Raw genomic sequence first — 18,075 nt, 5'->3', positions numbered from 1 at the left:
GACGTTGTCCTGATAGAAACGATGGATGAGGAAATTCAGGCGGTCGTGCTGGCGGCGGCCGGCAGCGCGCGGCGTGCGGGGCCGCGCGTCAGGCGCCGTTCGAAGCCGTACCAGCTCAAGGTCGCGTACGCGAGCGTGATCGCGAGTGCCAGCGCGGCCGTGACGAAGCGGTTCAGGTGCAGCGGCCACAGCGCGTACAGCACGCTGAGGTGGATCAGGTACACGGTGTAGCTGACGGTGCCGACGTAGACGAGCATCGGGTTCGTCAGCACGCGCTGCACGATCCCGCGGCCGCGCAGGGCGATCACGACGATCGACGTGCACAGCAGCAGCGAGATGCTGTAGAGCGCCGCATTCGACAGCGGCGTGTTCGCGGCGCGAAAGCGCGGGAACGACAGGTGCAGCCAGCCGAGGATCGCGAGCGACACGAGCGCGCCGACGATCGCGAGCGGATAGAACGGCTCGAGCGCGCGCCGGTCGCGGCGCAGCACGATCGCGAGCAGCGCGCCTGCGGCGAGCAGGTCCATCCGGAACGGCGTCAGGTAGTAGATCGGCCAGAACGAGTCGAACCACGGCGTCGCGATCGCGCGCAGCACGGGGGCCGCGACGACCAGTGCGGCGGCGACCCACAGTAGCGCGCGCTCCGAGCACCACAGCACGACGAACGGCCAGAAGATATAGAACTGCTCCTCGACCGCGAGCGACCACAGCACGTTCAGGCTGTCATGGCCGATGCTGCCGAGCGACAGCCCGATGTTGGTCGAGAAGAACGCGAACCACGGCCAGTGAGGCAGCCAGCTCGCACCGAACAGGAGCGTCGACACCACCAGCAGCAGCACGTACGGCGGCAGGATGCGACGCACGCGGCGGGCGTAGAAGTGGCTGAAGTACGACTGCCCGCGCGCCTTGCGATCGAGCAGGATGCCGGTGATCAGCAGCCCGCTCAACACGAAGAACAGGTCGACGCCCATCCAGAGCGGCGCCTTCAGCGCGTGCTGCAGGAACACGGCGCCTACCGCGATCGCGCGCAGCCCGTCGAGCTGCACGATGCGGCCGTGTTGCGGCGGGGTGAGGTCCGCGGGTCGCGAGATGCCCGTCATCGCGCCGCTCCTTCGCGACGCGCGGCGTGAGCCGGGGCGTGTCGCACATCCGATGCGTAAACGTGAACGTAATGCATGCCATTAAATGAAATATCGAATCGAAATCGATTCTAGGGAAAAGAAATCGGCAAAAAAACGCGCGTCATTTATCTGACGACAAACATTCAAATGCCGGTTATTTCGATCGCGGGGTGAAAGGTCGGTGCCCGGGCGGCCCCGTCAGGCGGCGCAAAGCGGCATTTTCTACGGGTCGGAAATTGAAAGGCGGTCGTTATTGCCGTTTTCGGGCGTCTTTTTGCCTCTGTTCCGGTTCGATATTTCAGGCGGAAACATCCCCAAATATTTCCAAATTTCTTGTGATTATTTTTGCTTGTAACCTGCATCGCGACGTTTGAAACCTATTTAGCGACAGGGTGCGCCGGCAGCAGTCCGTGGCGGCGCCGGTCGCTGTTGCATCAAGTCTGGAGAAGCGCATTGCGACGTCTGATTCTGGTAGGCATGACGGTATGCGCGACGCTGCTGACGAGCGCCGCACCGGCCGAAACGGTGTTGCCCGCGACGACGTCGTGGATCGGCAACACGTTCGGCTATGGCGACGGCAGCTGGACGCAGATCGACATCCGCGCGATCGCGGTGACGCCTGAAGGCAAGGTGTATACGAATGCGCCGTGGGACGAGAGCGGGGCCGAGGCGAGTGTCTACCAGGACGGGAAGATGCTCGGCTTCGCCGGCGGCACGCACGGCTGGGGCAACCTCGGCGGCAGCGCGATCGCGGTGAACAGCAAGTACGCGTACGTTGCGATCGGTGTCGGCAACGAGCGCGGCCACCTGCAATCGCCCGGCATCTGGCCGGACAAGGGCAAGCAGTGGTTCGGCATCTCGCGCCGCACGATCGGCGACCTGAAGCAGCCCGCGCCGTTCCGCGCGGCGCCGCAGGTCGCGCCGGGCGGTCGCGCGGACACCGGCCGCGCGCGGATGGCCGCGAGCTTCATGATGATGAACGAGGTGGCGGCGCCCGCGCGCTCGGAAGTGGGCGAACAGAAGGCGGAAGTCGGCGGCCTCGCGGCCGACGACAAGACGCTGTTCGCGACGAATCCGTCGCGCGACGCGGTAGACGTGTACGACGCGGAAACGATGCAGCAGAAGGGCACGTGGAGCGCGCACGAGCCGGGCCGCATCGCGCTCGCGGGCGACGGCACGCTGTGGCTGCTCACGGACACGATCAACGGGCCCGCGCACCTGGTGCACGTGCGCGCCGATGGCCGCAAGCTCGACGACGCGCCCGCGCTGCCGGAAGGCACCGACGCGGTGGACGTGGCGGTCGACGCGAAAGGGCGCGTGCTTGTCGCGGACAACGGCCCGCGCCAGCAGATCCTGATTTTCTCGAAAGGCGGCAAGGGCTATGCGCAGTCGGGCTCGCTCGGCGAGCGCGGCGGCATCTTCGCGGGCCCGGTGCCGGGCCGGCCGGGGCCGCAGCGTTTCAACGGGCTGACGGGTGTCGGCGTCGACCGCGCGGGCAACATCTATGTGTCGATGAACGGCATCGGGCCGCGCCACGACACGATCGGCGCAGGGCTCGGCGCGGTACTCGAAAGCTATACGCCGGACGGCAAGCAGCGCTGGCAGGTGCAGGGGCTGCTGTTCGTCGACGGCGCGTGGCTCGACCCGGCGCGGCCGAACAGCGTGTACACGGGCAACAAGCGCTTCGAGCTTGACCTGTCGAAGCCGCCGGGCCAGGACTGGAAATACGTCGGCTTCCTGTCGAACCGCTTCAAGTATCCGGACGATCCCGTGTTCCACACGGACCAGTATCCCGGCATGCCGTTCGCACGTCGCCTCGACGGCCGCACGTTCCTGTACCTGACGGACATGTACGCCGATCACCTGAAGATCTACCGCTTCGACGCGAAGCGCGACGGCGAAGTCGCGATTCCGTCGGGACTGATCGCGGGGCGTGCGCGACCGGTCGACAAGGTGCCGAACAAGCCGCCGGGCGGCGACTGGCTGTGGCGGGACGCGAACGGCAACGGCCGGATCGATGCCGACGAGGCCGAGATCAACACGACCGGCAAGGCGAAGGCGGGTGGCTGGGGCTGGTGGGTCGACACGAAGGGCGACATCTGGCGCACGAGCGACGTGCGCGGCATCCACCGCTTCAGTTACGGCGGCGTCGACAAGGCCGGCAACCCGATCTACTCGTACGACAAGGTCACGACCTACCCGATGCCGCAGCCGTTCACGCAGCTGCGCCGCTCGATCTACGACGCGCAGACGGACACGCTGTACGTGACCGGCTACACGGCCGACGCACCGCCGGCGCCGGGCATCAACAAGGAAGTGGGCCGCGTGCTGGTGCGCTTCGACAAGTGGTCGACGGGCTCACCCGTCGTGCGCTACCAGGTCGCGCTGCCGTGGCAGCTCGACGCGAAGCCGATCTTCGACCTGATCGGGCTCACGGTCGAGGGCCGCTACCTGTTCGGGGTGGAGCCGGTCGGCAAGATCCACGTGTACGACAAGGAAACCGGCAAGGAAGTGGGCGTGATGAGCCCCGGCGCCGAGGTCGGCAAGGCCTCCGGCTGGGTCGACGTGCCCTTCGGCATCAGCGCGTTCCGGCGCGAGAACGGCGAGTACCTCGTGTTCGTCGAGGAAGACGCGCGCGGCAAGGTGCTGATGTATCGCTGGAAACCGTGACGGGCGACGTCACACAAGGCAGAAGCATGGACAAAGGCATACTCAAGAACGTTTCGATCAACTTCATCGGGCTGATCCTGCCGACCTTCGTGTCGCTGGTGACGGTGCCCGCCTATATCCACGCGCTCGGCGTCGAACGCTACGGCGTCGTCAGCCTCGTGTGGACGCTGATCGGCTATTTCGGGATCCTCGATCTCGGGATGAGCATGGCCGCGCAGAACCACATCTCGAAGGCGCTCGCGAGCGGCAACGCCGATGAAAGCGCGCGCGTGTTCTGGAGCGCGTTCTGGCTGAACCTCGGCACCGGCATCGTGGGCGGGCTGCTGATCTATTTCGGCGCGTTCATCTACACCGCGTACTTCACGAAGGTGTCGGCGGCGATGCAGCACGAGGTGTATCTCGCACTGCCGTGGCTCGCGCTCGCGATTCCGCTGGCGAACGTGTCGTGGGTGTTCGCCGGTGCGATCAACGGCGCCGAACGCTTCGGCGTGTTCAACACGAACCAGACGATCGGCACGTTCCTGTTCCAGCTGCTGCCGCTCGGCGCCGCGTGGTGGATCGCGCCGAACCTGCAGACGGTGCTCGCCGCGGCAGTCGTTGCGCGCCTGGTCGCGGCGATGATGCTCGGCCACGCCAGCATCAAGGTGCTCGGGATCCGGCGCATCGATCCGCCGCAGTGGGGCACCGCGAAAGGGCTGTTCAACTTCGGCGGCTGGATGCTGATCGCGAGCACGACGAGCATGATTGCCGACACGCTCGACCGCGTGATGCTCGGCGCCGGCATGGGTGCAAAGTTCGTCACTTACTACACGGTGCCGCAGAACCTCGTCACGCGCCTGAACATGCTGCCGAACGCGCTCGTGCGCACGCTGTTCCCGCGCCTGTCTGCCGTCGGTCGAGACCACGCGGACACGCTCGCGCGCCAGTCGCTCGAATTCCTGAACGGCGTGTTCACGCCGGTCGGCATCGTCGCGATCTTCGCGCTCGCGCCGTTCCTCACGCTGTGGGTCGGCCCGGATCTCGCCGCGCATTCGGCGCCGGTCGGCCGCGTGCTGGTGATCAGCGTGTGGCTCGTCGGCCAGGCGAGTGTCACGCGGATCCTGATCCAGTCGCAGGTCAACCCGGCCCGCGCAGCGTTCGCCGGGCTCGTCGAGATGCCGTTCTTCGTCGGCGGCCTGTGGTACGGCATCCATCACTTCGGGCTGATCGGCGCGGCGGTGGTCGTCGCGGCGCGCGCGCTCGTCGACTACGGCGTGCTGCTGACCCTGTCGGCGATCCGGATGCGCGCGATCGTGCTCGACATGCTCGCGCACCTCGCGTTCCTGCTGGCGAGCCTGTTCCTGGCGCAAGCGTGGCCGGGGCTCGTCGAGTCGATCGGCATGTGCGCGGTCGTGCTGCTGTTGAACGTCGCGTGGTCGCTCACGATGACACCGGGGTTGCGTGCGCTGGTGCGCGACCTGTTTGTCCGTCTCAATGCGAGGAAAACCGCATGAATCGCGATCTGGCGGAACACGCCGTATTGAATCTCGCCACCGCCGATGCGGCCGTGGCCGAAGCCGGCGATGCCACCGCGCTGCGCCGGGCACTGCCGGCCGAACGGGCCAGCGCGCGCCATCCGACGCGCGCGCTGCGCGTGGCGATCGTCCACGACTGGCTCGTCACCTATGCGGGCGCCGAGCGCGTGCTCGAGCAGATCGTCGCGTGCTTTCCCGACGCGGATCTGTTCAGCCTCGTCGACTTCCTCGACGATCGCGCGTTCGTGCGCGGCAAGCCGGTGACGACATCGTTCATCCAGAAGCTGCCGTTCGCGCGCACCAAGTACCGCAGCTACCTGCCGCTGATGCCGCTCGCGATCGAGCAGCTCGACGTGTCGGAGTACGACCTCGTGATCTCGAGCAGCCACGCGGTCGCGAAGGGCGTGCTGACGGGGCCGGACCAGGTGCACATCAGCTACGTGCATTCGCCGATCCGCTATGCGTGGGACCTGCAGCACCAGTATCTGGAACAGTCGAACCTCACGCACGGGCCGAAGTCGCTGCTCGCGCGGATGATCCTGCATTACATCCGCAACTGGGACACGCGCACCGCGAACGCGGTGGACGGCTTCGTCGCGAACTCCGCGTTCATCGCGCGGCGCATCAAGAAGGTCTACCACCGCGACGCGGCGGTGATCTTCCCACCGGTCGACGTCGACGCGTTTTCGCTGAACGCGGAGAAGGAGGATTTCTACCTGACCGCGTCGCGGATGGTGCCGTACAAGAAGATCGACCTGATCGTCGACGCGTTCTCGCGCACGCCCGGGCGCAAGCTGGTCGTGATCGGCGACGGCCCCGAGATGCAGAAGATTCGCGCGAAGGCTGGCCCGAACGTCGAGATCATGGGCTACCAGCCGTTCGCGGTGCTGCACGACCGGATGCGGCGCGCGAAGGCGTTCGTGTTCGCTGCCGAGGAGGATTTCGGGATCTCGGTGGTCGAGGCGCAGGCGTGCGGCACGCCGGTGATCGCGTACGGCAAGGGCGGTGCGCTCGAAACCGTGCTCGATCCGCAATCGAACCTGAACCCGACCGGGCTCTTTTTCGACGAACAGACGCCGCACGCGATCGTCGCGGCCGTCGACGATTTCGAGCGTGCGCCGCAGCGCTTCACGCCGAACGCCTGTCGCGTGAACGCGGAGCGGTTTTCCGCCGATACGTTCCGGCGGCGCTTTCTCGACTATGTGGAAGCGGCGCTGCCCGGCTCGACCGCGCAGCGCGGTACGGCCATCGCGCCGATGCCGGCCGCGCGCGGCCCGGCGACGCTCGTGCTCGACCAGAGCGGCGTGCTCGGCGGCGCCGAGCTGTCGCTGCTCGAGATCATGAAGCACATGCGGGCGAATGCCGACGTCCTGCTGTTCGACGACGGCCCGTTCCGCGCGGCGCTCGACGAGATCGGCGCGCGCGTCGACGTGGTCGACCAGGGCGCGCTCGCGGGCGTGCGCAAGCAGGGCGGCGTGTCGCTCGGCGCGTTGAAACAGCTCGTGGGGCTGGTGCGCGACGTCGCGCGCCGTGCACGCCGCGCCGAAGTGATCTACGCGAACACGCAGCGCGCGATGGTGGTTGCCGCGCTGGCCGGGCGGCTCGCGCGCAAGCCGGTGGTGTGGCACCTGCGCGACATCGTCAGTACCGACCATTTCGGCAGCAAGCAGTTGCTGGCGATCAAGTACTGCGCGCGGCTTGGCGTCACGCGCGTGATCGCGAACTCCGACGCGTCCGCGCAGGCGTTCCGTACGCTGACGGGCTTCACGCCGCAGCACGTCGACGTCGTGTTCAACGGCATTTCGGCCGAGCCGTTCGATGCGCTGGAAGGCGTCAGCCAGGCTGCGCTGCGCGCGCGGCTTGGGTTGCCCGAGCACGCATGGCTGGTCGGTTCGTTCAGCCGCCTCGCGCACTGGAAGGGGCAGCACGTGCTGCTGGAGGCCGCCGCGCGGCATCCCGACATGCACGTGGTGCTGGTAGGCGCGCCGCTGTTCGGCGAGGACGAATACGCCGCGCAGCTGCATGAATACGTTGCCCGGCACGGGATGGGCGCTCGCGTGCATTTCCTCGGGTTCCAGCGCGACGTGGCCGCGTGCATGACGGCGGTCGACGTCGTCGCGCACACGTCGATCACGCCCGAGCCGTTCGGGCGCGTGATCGTCGAAGGGATGCTTGCGCGCCGGCCGGTCGTCGCGGCTCGCGCGGGCGGTGTCGTCGAGATCATCGAGGATGGCGACAACGGGCTGCTCTGCGCGCCGGGCGATGCGACCGCGCTGGCCGATGCGCTGGATACGCTGAAGCGCGACGGCGCGCTGCGCGAGCGGCTCGTCGCGAGCGGGCGTGCGACGGCGGTGCGCCGGTTCGGCACTGAAACCTACGTGGAGCGGGTCGAGAAGATCCTCGCGGATACGGCGAAGGCCGCGAAGGCGAAGAAACAGTAAGCGGCGCGAGCCGGCGGGAAGCGAGCCCTCATGCGGCGGTGTGCTGCGTGGGGGCTTTGTTTTTCAGTGCCGGGGGCGTTTGTCGGGCGGGTGGTGGGCAGGGTGTTGTGCGCCGTGTAAGGCGGCGTGCTTGGCCGATCGTCGATTGGGAGGGAGTGGTTGGCGACGGGAGAGGGTGATGCGAGAAGGTGATGCCAGAAGGTGATGCCGGAAGGTGACGCCAGAAGGTGACGCCAGAAGGTGACGCCAGAAGGTAACGCCAGAAGGTGACGCCAGAAGGTAACGCCAGAAGGTAACGCCAGAAGGTAACGCCAGAAGGTAACGCCAGAAGGTAACGCCAGAAGGTAACGCCAGAAGGCCGCGCCCAGGTAGTCCCGACGGTGAAAGCCGGTCGAGGACGGCTCATGCGGGCCGTAGCGCGGCCCGCCGCCGGAGGGCTACCCCACGGCGCCAACCCGGCATGCCGGCGCGCTCAGGCCATGAAAAAGCCCCCGCGCAGCGGAACGCCGCACGGGGGCTCGGGAAAGCGTGCCGCCGGTTCAGACGGCCCGTTCGGGCGCCGGCGCGACGACGCGGGCGGGACGGGTCGGCTTGAAGCTGGCCGACCACGTCATCGCGGGCCGCTCGAACATCCGGTAGAACACGTACGCGACCGGGATCGCGGCGGCCATGAACGCGAACGACGGCCAGATCGACAGCTGCAGCTCGGAATGGAACAGCACCGAGCCGAGGCAGACGAACAGCGGCAGGTGGATCAGGTACAGCGAGTAGCTGAAGTCGCCGAACCAGCTCAGCACGCGCAGCGGCGGCGTCGGGCGCGGCGGGCGGGCGAGCGCGCGGTACAGGAAGCACGCGAAGCCGGCCGACCACAGCTGGAATGCGCCGTACTGGCCGAAATGGAACGCGCCGCAGCCGGCAGCCAGCAGCAGGGCGGCCGCGCCGTACCACGCGCGCGACGGCACGGTGGCCGCGCCGCGCGCCTGCTGCGCCCGCACGTCGGCGATCCACGCGCCGATTGTCCAGGACAGCCAGTACGACGTGAAGAACTGCAGGTCGTGCCGTTCGAGCAGCCACGCCGACGCGACGTTGACGAGCGCGATCGCGGCCACGACCGCCGGCATGCCGATGCGCCGGCGGATCGCGAACAGCAGCGGGTAGATCGCGTAGAACTGCACTTCGAGCGACAGCGTCCACAGCGCGCCGTTCGATCCGTACGTGTAGCCGGCGACGCCCTGCAGCGAGAACAGGTTCACGAGGAACGCCATGAGGCCGACGTCGCGGATCTTGTGGCTGACGGGCTCGATCTGCAGGCTGACCGAGTCGAGCGCGAGCGTGAACAGCAGCGCGGCGAGCAGCACCGGGTAGATGCGCGCGAACCGGCGCACCCAGAAGTTCGGCGCGTCGAGCCGGTAGGCGGGATCGGCCGCGAGCTTGAGCGCCGCGTTGCGGTGGATGCAGTAGCCGCTGATCACGAAGAAGATCGGCACGCCGGCGGAGCCCCACGCGAACGGGAAGGTCAGGTAGCCGGCGATCGCGCTCGGGGTGAGCGCATGGCCGTAAGCGTGATGGAAGCTCTGCATGCCGACCCAGACGACCTGGCGGCAGTGGAAATAAGCGACGAGCAGCGCCGCGAAGCCGCGCATCGCGTCGATTACGTGTTCCTTGTGATCGGCGACGGGCGGCGCGGTCAGAGACGATCCGCTGAGAGCTTGCATGCGATTCGATTCCTTGCGACGGATGGACGGGAAGTTTCATCCAATCGTAATGCGCAAGAATTCGATCAATGAATAAAAAAATCTCGCCGGGAAATATCGGAATTCCACATCATGGGTTTATCGCGTTCAGAAAGCGGTTCCGCGAGGCGGGTCAATTATTTACCGATTTTTTTCTGATAGTTTGAAGCTCCAGTTGATTGATGCAAGGAGCGGCAAGATGGACATGCATTGGATCGCGAGCGCTGCAGTACTGCTGGTCATGGCCGTGCTGTCGGCGTACCGCGAGGCGCTGAAGAACGAACCGATTCGCCCGGGTCTCGAACGGGGCGGCGTGCCCTATATCGAGGAATTCGAATCGTAAGAATTTGTATCTGGAAAATCGGTAATTTGTTTCTGCTTCGGCACTCGGTCCGGCAATATCGACCGGGTTGAAAGGATTATATTTTTTCCGGAATCATTGGGCAATCAGTCCATATCGAAAATGAGCGGAGTCGAATTGGCAGTACCGTCGATTCTCGATATGCCGTTCGGAACACAATCGCGCCGGGTCGCAGGTCGACGCGGCGCAGTCAACGCAATCAGGATGCGAACATGTTGAAAGTCACCAAGGCCGTGTTCCCCGTTGCCGGTCTCGGCACGCGGTTCCTCCCGGCAACGAAGGCGAGCCCGAAGGAAATGTTGCCCGTCGTCGACAAGCCGCTGATTCAGTACGCGGTCGAGGAAGCGATCAACGCAGGTATCACCGAGATGATCTTCGTCACCGGGCGCAGCAAGCGCGCGATCGAGGATCACTTCGACAAGTCCTACGAGATCGAGGCCGAGCTCGAGGCACGCGGCAAGGAAAAGCTGCTCGAGCTCGTGCGCGGCATCAAGCCGAGCCACGTGAACTGCTTCTACGTGCGCCAGCCGGAAGCGCTCGGCCTCGGCCACGCGGTGCTGTGTGCGGAGAAGCTGGTGCACGGCGAGCCGTTCGCGGTGATCCTCGCCGACGACCTGCTGCATGGCGAACAGCCGGTGCTGAAGCAGCTCGTCGACGTGTTCGACCACTATCACAGCTCGGTGATCGGGGTCGAGACGATCCCGCGCGAGGACAGCCGTTCGTACGGCGTCGTCGAAGGCCGCGAATGGGAAGAGGACATCATCAAGCTGTCGGGCATCATCGAGAAGCCGGCGCCGGAAGATGCGCCGTCGAATCTCGGCGTGGTCGGCCGCTACGTGTTCATGCCGACGATCTTCGATCACCTGCGCAAGCTCAAGCCGGGCGCCGGCGGCGAGCTGCAGCTGACCGATGCGGTCCAGTCGCTGCTCGCGAACGAGCAGGTGCTCGCGTATCGCTACTTCGGCACGCGCTTCGATTGCGGCAGCAAGATCGGCTATCTCAAGGCCACCGTTGAACTCGCGCTCCAGCATCCTGAAGTGAGCCGCGAATTCGAGGCCTACCTGCGTACCTGTTTGCCCGCGCTGGCTGCTGTCGCCTAAGCAGTCGCGCGCTCCGTTGTTTCAGGTGGTGGTTGTTCCGTTGGCCCCGGCCGCTCGCGCGCCGGGGCTTTTTTGCGTTTGCGGGTGCCGGGGGCGTGTTCGTGGTGCGCGCCGTCGGCGAGTTTGCCGTGACGGGTTGGCTTCGCGAGCGGAGCCGCGTGCGGAGCGGGGCGCGCCGACAAGAACGGGCGCCACGTCTGAAACCGGTGCCGCGGCGATCGACCGGATCGGCGGTCCGGTTGCGCGATGCGCTTCGACAGTCGTGACCGCACGGAATCTGTCGGCGTCGGTCGATGACGCGAAGCCGCGTCTCGTTCGCCGCGTGTCAGCTTCCGCGCATGGTCAGATTCGCGATTTTCCGTTCGATTGTTGCCGCGTCCGTGCAGCGTTCAACGCGCCGACGTGCTCGGCCGCGCGACGAAACGACGGGCCGGCATCGCGGCAACCGGCTTCTTGAAGTCGATCAGCCGCTTTATGACGCGACGCCACGTCTCGTTCGCCGGGCGTCAGCTCCCGGTTGTGACCTGAATCGCGGTTTCCACGTTTAATCTTGCCGCGTCCGCGTCCGCGTCCGCGTCCGCGTCCGCGTCCGCGTCCGTGCAGCGTTCAACGCGCCGACGTGCTCGGCCGCGCGACGAAATGCCGGGCCAGCATTGCGGCAACCGGCTTCTTGAAGTCGAGCAACCGCTTTTCGAGATAGCGCCAGGACAGGTGCGCGAGCAGCACGGCCAGCGCGAACTGCAGCATTTCGGGCAGCGTGTCGCGGACGATTTCCGGTATGGCCACGTGCGCGACGTGCGCGGGCAGCGCGCCGAAACGCGTCGGAATCAGGTTGTGGAACAGGTAGAAGCCGTAGCTGATCGTGCCGAGATAGACGAGCGGCCCCCAGTCGAGCAGCGCCACGACCGGGTGCTCGGGTTCGCTGACGATCCACAGCAGCAGCGCGCCGAGCGAGGCGGACAGGCCGAGATCCGCGAGCCCCGCGATCGCGTCGGGCAGGGCGGTGCAGGCGGGCAGCACGAGGAAGAACACGACGCCTGCCGCGCCGAGCCAGCCGGGCGGAACGCGGCGCACGGCGGCCGTACCGCGATCGGCAAGCGCCATCGCACCGACGCCGCCGAGCGCGATCAGCGCGAAATTCCACGGGGAAAATGCGTAGATCAGCACCGGTGACGCGTCGGCGAGGTAGAGCGCGAGATGCGCGAGCGCACACAGCACGACGGCCGCGATGCCGAGCGCGACGTGTCGCGCGGCGGGCACCGCGAGCAGCGCGAGCGGCGCGATCAGATAGAACTGCTGTTCAACCGCGAGGCTCCAGAAGTGCGACGTGGAGCCCGGCCAGCCGTCCTTGACGACGCCGATCCAGTAGTTCGACAGGAACACCGCGTGCCACGCGAGCCCGAGATTGACGCCGCGCTGGTAGAACAGCGCGTGCGCGATCGCGAGCGCGGCGAGCAGCAGGTAATAGACGGGAAAGATCCGCAGCGCGCGCTTCGCGAGGAACAGCGCGAGCGCATGGCGGCGCGTCATGGTGCCGCACTCGACCGCCTGGCGGTTGCGATGCAGCTCGCCGACGATCAGGAATCCGCTGATGAGGAAAAACGTCCACACGCCAAGCTTGCCGACGTCGACGGCAAGGACGTGGCCCTTGTGGGACAGGAAAACGAGGATGACGGCGAGGGCTCGCAGGCCGTCGAGTCCTTTGACGTATCTGGCTTCGCGCATGGAGGCATCCGGGCATTGAGCGAGCCCAGTATAGGTGCGCAAATATCGAACGTAATTCGCAATCGGGTGCCTACGTGAAGGCGTTTTTTGATGCTGGAGCGTCGATGAAATCGGTCGCATGCAAAAAAACCTGCGGGAAACCCCGCGAAAACGCATAAAAGTACTGCACGAAGCATCAAGGCGCTTGTAGAATCCGGCGTTGAAGCGCGCGCGTTGCACGCTTCGTGTATCCAACGACCACACCTGGTAGGAGAAACATGGCGACTTCCGCAAAAAAGGTGGCCAAGAAGGCTGCCGCACCGGCCACCAAGAAAGTGGCTGCCAAAAAGGCTGCGCCCGCGAAGAAAGTAGTAGCCAAGAAGGTTGTCGCGAAGGCGGCACCGGCTGCTCCGACGCCGCTGAAGGACAAGTTCACGAAGGCATCGCTCGCAACGCACATCGCTGAGCGCGCAGCTGTCGAAGTGAAGGCTGTCAAGGCAGTGCTCGTCGCACTCGAGAACGTCGTGCTGGGCTCGGTTCACAAGAAGGGCGCGGGCGAGTTCACGCTGCCGGGTCTGCTGAAGATCACGGCACAAGTCGTGCCGGCGAAGAAGAAGCGCTTCGGCAAGGATCCGTTCACGGGCGAAGAGCGTTGGTTCCCGGCGAAGCCGGCCAGCGTGCGCGTGAAGGCACGTGCGCTGAAGAAGCTGAAGGACGCGGCAGCGTAATGCCGCGCAGCGGTTGCCGAATGCATGTCGGCAGCCGTTGCGATGTCCGACGATCCCCGTACGCGAAAGCGTGCGGGGATTTTTATTGCGCTGCGCAAATCGCGCGACAGCGAAGCAGCGAAATGGCGGAAGGTCGGGTTCGACGCGTGACGCACGACGGAAGACGCGCTGCGCACGCACGATGACGAACGCTAATCTTCTTCCGCGCATGCGGCGGATCCGCCGCTGCCCGTCGCGCTCGCGGTGCCGGTTGCGTGCGCATCGCGAGGCACACGCATCGTGATTGAATTCATTCCCGACGAAATCGCAGCCCAGGTCGCCACTGCGTGTGACACGATCGAGCGGCATCTCGGCGCGACGCTGATGGCGATCCATCTGTTCGGATCGGCGCTCGACGGCGGGCTGAAACCGCGCAGCGACGTCGACCTGCTGGTGACGGTGTCCGCCCGGCCCGACGAGCCGACGCGACGCGCGTTGATGCTCGACCTGCTCGCGGTGTCGGCGCCGCCCGGTCGCGTCGACGGCATGCGCGCACTGGAAGTGACCGTCGTCGCGCACGACGAAGTCGTGCCGTGGCGTCACCCGGCGCGGCGCGAACTGCAGTTCGGCGAGTGGCTGCGTTGCGACCTCGAAGCCGGCATCGTCGAGCCGGCGCTCGTCGATCACGATCTGGCGATCCTGTTGACGAAGGTGCGGCAGCATAGTGTCGTGCTGGCCGGCTCGCCGGCGGCCGCGCTGTTCGAGCAAGTGCCCGCACGGGATTTTGTCGCAGCGCTATTGGCCACCGTTGCGCAGTGGAATGCCGAACCGGATTGGCGCGGCGACGCGTGCAACGTGGTGCTCGCGCTCGCGCGCATCTGGTACAGCGCCGCGACCGGCAGGATCGCGCCCAAGGACGTCGCTGCGACATGGGTGCTGGAGCGCCTGCCGGAAACATACCGGCCGGTTGTCGCGGCGGCGCGTGCCGCCTATCTCGGCGGCGAGGAAGAGGCGGCGATCCCGTCGGGCGAACCTCTCGCTGCGTTCATCGGCTACGCGCGGCGAACGGTCGAATCGATGCTGTCGACGTAGCGGCAGATGCCGCGCACGTGATCGGCTCGCGGGCGACGCCGATGAAGATCGTCGGCATTTGCGCGGCAGCCGCACGCGCATGCGGTCGAGCCGGACGCCGGTCGGCGACCCGGCGCGTCATCGCGCACGCGCTGTGCGACGGGCTGATTCGTCAGCCCGCCGTACCGGCGTAGGCGGCTTTCAGCGTGGCGTCGTCGAGCTTGATCATCTGCATCATCGCGGCGGCCACGCGCGTGGCCTTGACGGTGTCCCGGTCGGACATCATCGGGATCAGCGTTTCCGGAACGATCTGCCACGACACGCCGTAGCGGTCTCTCAGCCAGCCGCAGGCGTCGGCCGTGCCGCCGTTGTCGAGCAGCGCGTTCCAGTAGCGATCGAGTTCCGCCTGGTCGGCGCAACTGACCAGCAGCGAAATCGCGTGGTTGAACGTGTCGGTGCGCGGGTGGCTCATCGCGAAGAACGGCTGCCCGAACAGCTCGAACTCCACCATCCGCGTGCCGTCGGTGCCGGGCACCGCGGTGACGCGCACGATGCGCGAATCCGGAAAGATGCCCGCATAGAAAGCGGCGGCTTCTTCGGCTTCCGCCGCGTACCAGAGGAAAGGCGTGATCTTCTGAATCGTCATGGCGTATCTCCTGTCTGTATTGGCCGGGGCGCAAATCGCGTGCCGACCTCGATACGACGAATGAAGATGGTCGAAATCGACACGCCGGGGCGAACGGCCGTCGCACCGGGTCCATGGCACCGACAGTGCGGATGGTAGTCGTCCGGCGCGCACATGGCGAGAGCGCCCTGCATCAGGAAATCGTGTTGCCGGTGCATTGCAGCCGCCAGGCGCCGCTGTCAGGCGGGTGACGTGCATCGGGTGCCCGGGTGTCGGCCGACGGCGGGGGCAGGCCATGCCGGCCCGCTGGCGACGGACGAAAAAAAAGCCAGCCACGGCCGAAACCGATGACTGGCTTTCCAGTTCGGCGGCAAGGCGTCCGGAGACGCCATGCACACCGGATACGTCGTTTTTAGAACTTGTGGCGAAGGCCGAGTGCGACCATTTCGGCCGAGCTCTTGCCGGCGAAGCCGTACGAGCCGATCGAAGCTTGTGCGCTTTGCTGCACGCCGTTGACGAGCTGCGTACCGCTTGCGTGCTGGTACGCGCCAACCAGGTAGACGTCCGTGCGCTTCGACAGCGAGTAGTCCGCACCCAGCGAAACCTGGTGGTACTTGGCGTCCGTGTCGCCGCTCGCCTTCGTGTACGAATAGCCGAGGCCCAGCAGCAGCGGCGGCGTGACCTGGTACGTCACGAAGCCGCGGCCCGTGTTGTACTTCTCGGTCGAGCCGAAGCCCGAGAATGCGTCCGGCTTGTACTGTGCGTTGCTGTAGCCGAGGCCGACCGTCACCGGGCCGATCACGTACTGACCTGCAACTTGCGCGATACCGATCGACTTGGCCGATGCGTAACCCGAGTTGATCGGGCCGTCGACGATGTTGTCCGACGTCGTCGAGCCCCAGCCCGAACGGAGGCCAGCGGTCGTCGGCGACGGGTTGTTCGCGTAGAAGTAGCCTGCAGCAACGCCGACCGGGCCGTTGTTGTATGCAGCTGCGACCGACCACGTCTGGCCAGCGCCCGTCTTGCCTGCGACGCCGCCGAGGGCGTACATGCCTTCAGCCTGGAAGCCGGCGATCACCGGCGACGTGTACTTGATTGCGTTGCTCACGCGCAGGCTGTTGTCGTTGTTGTCGACGTCGCCCGGCGTTGCGAACGTGCTGCCGAAGTAGTTGTCTGCCGTGACTGCCTGGACCAGGTCGACCAGCGGGTCGTACTGGCGGCCGAGCGTCAGCGTACCGTACTGGTTGCTTTCCAGGCCGACGAATGCTTGACGGCCGAACATGCGACCGCCTTGGTTCAGCTTGCCGGTGCCCGGATCAAAGCCGTTTTCCAACTGGAAGATCGCCTTCAGGCCACCGCCGAGGTCTTCTGCGCCCTTCAGGCCGAAGCGGCTGCCTTGCAGGTTGCCCGACAGCATTTGCCACGAATTGTTGGCTTGACCGTCATTCCCGTGCACCCATGCGATCGACGTGTCGATCACGCCGTACAGCGTGACGCTCGATTGAGCGTGAGCAGCGCCAGCGGCACCCAGCAGGGCGAGCGAGAGGGTCGAGAGAGCGAGTTTCTTCATCGTTGAGTATCTCCACGCAAGTGATTCATCGTTATTTGTTGCGGATTGGAGAATAGCTCAGTGCCATCGGCGCAAGAAAGCTTAAAAAATAAAGTGTCTCGAAAAGGTAACAGCGAGAAAAAGTCTATATATATCAAGCACATTAACGACTGTTTCTGTTTTTGAAAAAGTTGACATTTGCTGCGGTGCGATTGTTTCGATAGTTGATGCGCATCGCAGCAGGACGCCTGTTTTGGCCCGTTGTCGCACGGAAATGGAAGCTTGCAAACGTTTGCGGTTGCGGCAACGGATGCGTGCGCATGCAAAGAGCGTGTCAACACCGCGCGAATGCGCTGTGGACAGCGTGGTTGCAAAGCGGCGGACGAGTGTGAGCGGGCGTGCCGCGACGTTTTGAAAGGGCGGGTCAGTCGTCGCGCGTGCGATCGGCGGGGCGATCGGTTTGCGCAGAAGCGCTCGGTGCGACGGTACCCGCGAGTCGATGCGCGTTGCCTCGAGCGGCCGCGAATTCCGCACCGAGCAGCAGCACGATCGCGGAGACGTACAACCACATCAGCAGGACCGCGAACGATCCGGCTGCGCCGAATGCGCTTGCGGTGCCCGCATGCGCGAGGTACAGCGCGAACAGCTTCTTGCCGCCGGAGAACAGGATCGCGGACACGATGCCGCCGATCGCGGCGTCGCGCCACGCGACGCGCGCATCGGGCAGGAACTTCATCAACGATGCGAACGCGGCCGCGAGCACCGCGATGCCGACGAAGAACTGCACGAGGTTCGTGACGATCACATACGGCGAATTGCCCAGCAGCCAGGTGCCGACGAACGTGATCGCGGTGTCGAGCACGAGCGACACGATCAACAGGAATGCGACGCCGAGCACGAGCCCGAACGAGATCAGCCGCACGCGCACAAGCCCGAGCATGCTCGACCAGCGGTTCTCGGTGGCCGGCCAGATCACGCTGAGCGCGGCGCTGAGCGACGCGAAGGTGGCCGACGCGCCGATCGCGAGCGCGGCGAACGAGATCAGGGTGGCCAGGCCGCCGCGCTCGCCCGCGCGGTGCGCGTTCTGCACGATCGTCTGGATGCTGGCCGCCGCGTCGTCGCCGATCAGCTGGTGCGCCTGTTCGAACACCTGGCCGCGCGCGGCATCGTCGCCGTAGAACCAGCCGGCCACCGCGATCACCATCACGAGCATCGGCGCGAGCGAAAACGCGGAGAAAAATGCGATGCCCGCGGCCATCGCGGAGCAGCGGTCGGACGAGAAGCGCCTGAACGCGGTGAGGGCCCAGTTGGCCTGTTGTTGCGCGAGACGGGTGGCTTCGGAGGTGATCTGTCGTTTCATGACGGTTCGGTGGCGCGCGGAACGCGGATCATCGTTGGTAATCAGACAATTCAGTATTGATCCGAGGATTCGAACATAGTTGCGCGAACTGTCTATAATTCCTTTCAGTTTCCCCACCC

General features: G+C 65.8%; 13 protein-coding genes. 7 read left to right on the top strand and 6 right to left on the bottom strand.

Annotated elements, in window-relative coordinates:
• Positions 1-35 precede the first annotated feature (35 nt).
• Positions 36-1,100, bottom strand: coding sequence for an acyltransferase family protein (locus BCEP18194_RS33315; protein WP_011355709.1), 1,065 nt, complete (start codon positions 1,098-1,100; stop codon positions 36-38).
• A 498-nt stretch (positions 1,101-1,598) separates the two neighbouring features.
• On the opposite strand from BCEP18194_RS33315, the gene BCEP18194_RS33310 reads away from it, so the two are divergent.
• From BCEP18194_RS33310 to BCEP18194_RS33300, 3 genes are read left to right on the top strand one after another with little or no spacing between them, the layout of a single operon-like run.
• Positions 1,599-3,791, top strand: coding sequence for a hypothetical protein (locus BCEP18194_RS33310; RefSeq protein WP_041493345.1), 2,193 nt, complete (start codon positions 1,599-1,601; stop codon positions 3,789-3,791).
• Between the two features lie 26 nt (positions 3,792-3,817).
• Positions 3,818-5,284, top strand: a complete 1,467-nt coding sequence (locus BCEP18194_RS33305; protein ID WP_041493344.1) for an oligosaccharide flippase family protein — start codon at positions 3,818-3,820, stop codon at positions 5,282-5,284.
• Positions 5,281-7,746, top strand: a complete 2,466-nt coding sequence (locus tag BCEP18194_RS33300) for a glycosyltransferase family 4 protein (protein WP_011355706.1) — start codon at positions 5,281-5,283, stop codon at positions 7,744-7,746. Before BCEP18194_RS33305 ends, BCEP18194_RS33300 begins: the two co-directional genes overlap by 4 nt.
• A 539-nt stretch (positions 7,747-8,285) precedes the next feature.
• On the opposite strand, the gene BCEP18194_RS33295 is transcribed toward BCEP18194_RS33300, so the two are convergent.
• Entirely contained in the window at positions 8,286-9,461 is a 1,176-nt protein-coding gene (locus tag BCEP18194_RS33295) for an acyltransferase family protein (protein ID WP_011355705.1), read from the bottom strand.
• 217 nt (positions 9,462-9,678) lie between these two features.
• Between BCEP18194_RS33295 and BCEP18194_RS41780 the strand changes: the two genes are divergently transcribed.
• Positions 9,679-9,822 (top strand): hypothetical protein, encoded by a 144-nt coding sequence (locus BCEP18194_RS41780; protein ID WP_006479318.1) that lies wholly within the window; start codon positions 9,679-9,681, stop codon positions 9,820-9,822.
• A gap of 230 nt (positions 9,823-10,052) precedes the next feature.
• A complete protein-coding gene (gene galU, locus BCEP18194_RS33290) occupies positions 10,053-10,940 on the top strand; it encodes a UTP--glucose-1-phosphate uridylyltransferase GalU (protein ID WP_011355704.1) in 888 nt (295 codons plus the stop codon).
• 606 nt (positions 10,941-11,546) lie between these two features.
• Here galU and BCEP18194_RS33285 read toward each other — a convergent pair.
• Positions 11,547-12,665: an acyltransferase family protein gene (locus BCEP18194_RS33285; protein WP_011355702.1), complete on the bottom strand. Its 1,119-nt coding sequence runs from the start codon at positions 12,663-12,665 to the stop codon at positions 11,547-11,549.
• Between the two features lie 257 nt (positions 12,666-12,922).
• Here BCEP18194_RS33285 and BCEP18194_RS33280 point away from each other — a divergent pair, with 257 nt between their 5' ends.
• Both BCEP18194_RS33280 and BCEP18194_RS33275 read left to right on the top strand, forming a co-directional pair.
• Positions 12,923-13,372: an HU family DNA-binding protein gene (locus BCEP18194_RS33280; RefSeq protein WP_011355701.1), complete on the top strand. Its 450-nt coding sequence runs from the start codon at positions 12,923-12,925 to the stop codon at positions 13,370-13,372.
• 279 nt (positions 13,373-13,651) lie between these two features.
• Positions 13,652-14,443, top strand: coding sequence for an AadA family aminoglycoside 3''-O-nucleotidyltransferase (locus BCEP18194_RS33275; protein ID WP_011355700.1), 792 nt, complete (start codon positions 13,652-13,654; stop codon positions 14,441-14,443).
• Between the two features lie 151 nt (positions 14,444-14,594).
• Here the strand turns inward: BCEP18194_RS33275 and BCEP18194_RS33270 are convergent, their stop codons facing one another.
• The 3 genes from BCEP18194_RS33270 to BCEP18194_RS33260 all read right to left on the bottom strand — a co-directional run bounded on the left by BCEP18194_RS33270 (position 14,595) and on the right by BCEP18194_RS33260 (position 17,956).
• Entirely contained in the window at positions 14,595-15,068 is a 474-nt protein-coding gene (locus tag BCEP18194_RS33270) for a VOC family protein (protein WP_011355699.1), read from the bottom strand.
• A 391-nt stretch (positions 15,069-15,459) separates the two neighbouring features.
• Positions 15,460-16,617, bottom strand: coding sequence for a porin (locus BCEP18194_RS33265; RefSeq protein ID WP_011355698.1), 1,158 nt, complete (start codon positions 16,615-16,617; stop codon positions 15,460-15,462).
• Positions 16,618-17,020: 403 nt separating this feature from the next.
• Entirely contained in the window at positions 17,021-17,956 is a 936-nt protein-coding gene (locus BCEP18194_RS33260) for a YihY/virulence factor BrkB family protein (RefSeq protein ID WP_011355697.1), read from the bottom strand.
• Positions 17,957-18,075: the final 119 nt, after the last annotated feature.

Source organism: Burkholderia lata (genome assembly GCF_000012945.1).
Taxonomy (GTDB): domain Bacteria; phylum Pseudomonadota; class Gammaproteobacteria; order Burkholderiales; family Burkholderiaceae; genus Burkholderia; species Burkholderia lata.
The sequence above is the reverse complement of the archived record's forward strand: the minus strand, read 5'-3'. Positions and strand labels throughout refer to the sequence as shown.

Excerpts from the sequence above, each read along its gene's own strand:
- BCEP18194_RS33260 (WP_011355697.1), bottom strand. The coding sequence starts at position 17,956 with ATGAAACGACAGATCACCTCCGAAGCCACCCGTCTCGCGCAACAACAG.
- BCEP18194_RS33310 (WP_041493345.1), top strand. The coding sequence starts at position 1,599 with ATGACGGTATGCGCGACGCTGCTGACGAGCGCCGCACCGGCCGAAACG.
- BCEP18194_RS41780 (WP_006479318.1), top strand. The coding sequence starts at position 9,679 with ATGGACATGCATTGGATCGCGAGCGCTGCAGTACTGCTGGTCATGGCC.
- BCEP18194_RS33295 (WP_011355705.1), bottom strand. The coding sequence starts at position 9,461 with ATGCAAGCTCTCAGCGGATCGTCTCTGACCGCGCCGCCCGTCGCCGAT.
- galU (WP_011355704.1), top strand. The coding sequence starts at position 10,053 with ATGTTGAAAGTCACCAAGGCCGTGTTCCCCGTTGCCGGTCTCGGCACG.
- BCEP18194_RS33315 (WP_011355709.1), bottom strand. The coding sequence starts at position 1,100 with ATGACGGGCATCTCGCGACCCGCGGACCTCACCCCGCCGCAACACGGC.
- BCEP18194_RS33300 (WP_011355706.1), top strand. The coding sequence starts at position 5,281 with ATGAATCGCGATCTGGCGGAACACGCCGTATTGAATCTCGCCACCGCC.
- BCEP18194_RS33280 (WP_011355701.1), top strand. The coding sequence starts at position 12,923 with ATGGCGACTTCCGCAAAAAAGGTGGCCAAGAAGGCTGCCGCACCGGCC.
- BCEP18194_RS33305 (WP_041493344.1), top strand. The coding sequence starts at position 3,818 with ATGGACAAAGGCATACTCAAGAACGTTTCGATCAACTTCATCGGGCTG.
- BCEP18194_RS33285 (WP_011355702.1), bottom strand. The coding sequence starts at position 12,665 with ATGCGCGAAGCCAGATACGTCAAAGGACTCGACGGCCTGCGAGCCCTC.
- BCEP18194_RS33270 (WP_011355699.1), bottom strand. The coding sequence starts at position 15,068 with ATGACGATTCAGAAGATCACGCCTTTCCTCTGGTACGCGGCGGAAGCC.
- BCEP18194_RS33265 (WP_011355698.1), bottom strand. The coding sequence starts at position 16,617 with ATGAAGAAACTCGCTCTCTCGACCCTCTCGCTCGCCCTGCTGGGTGCC.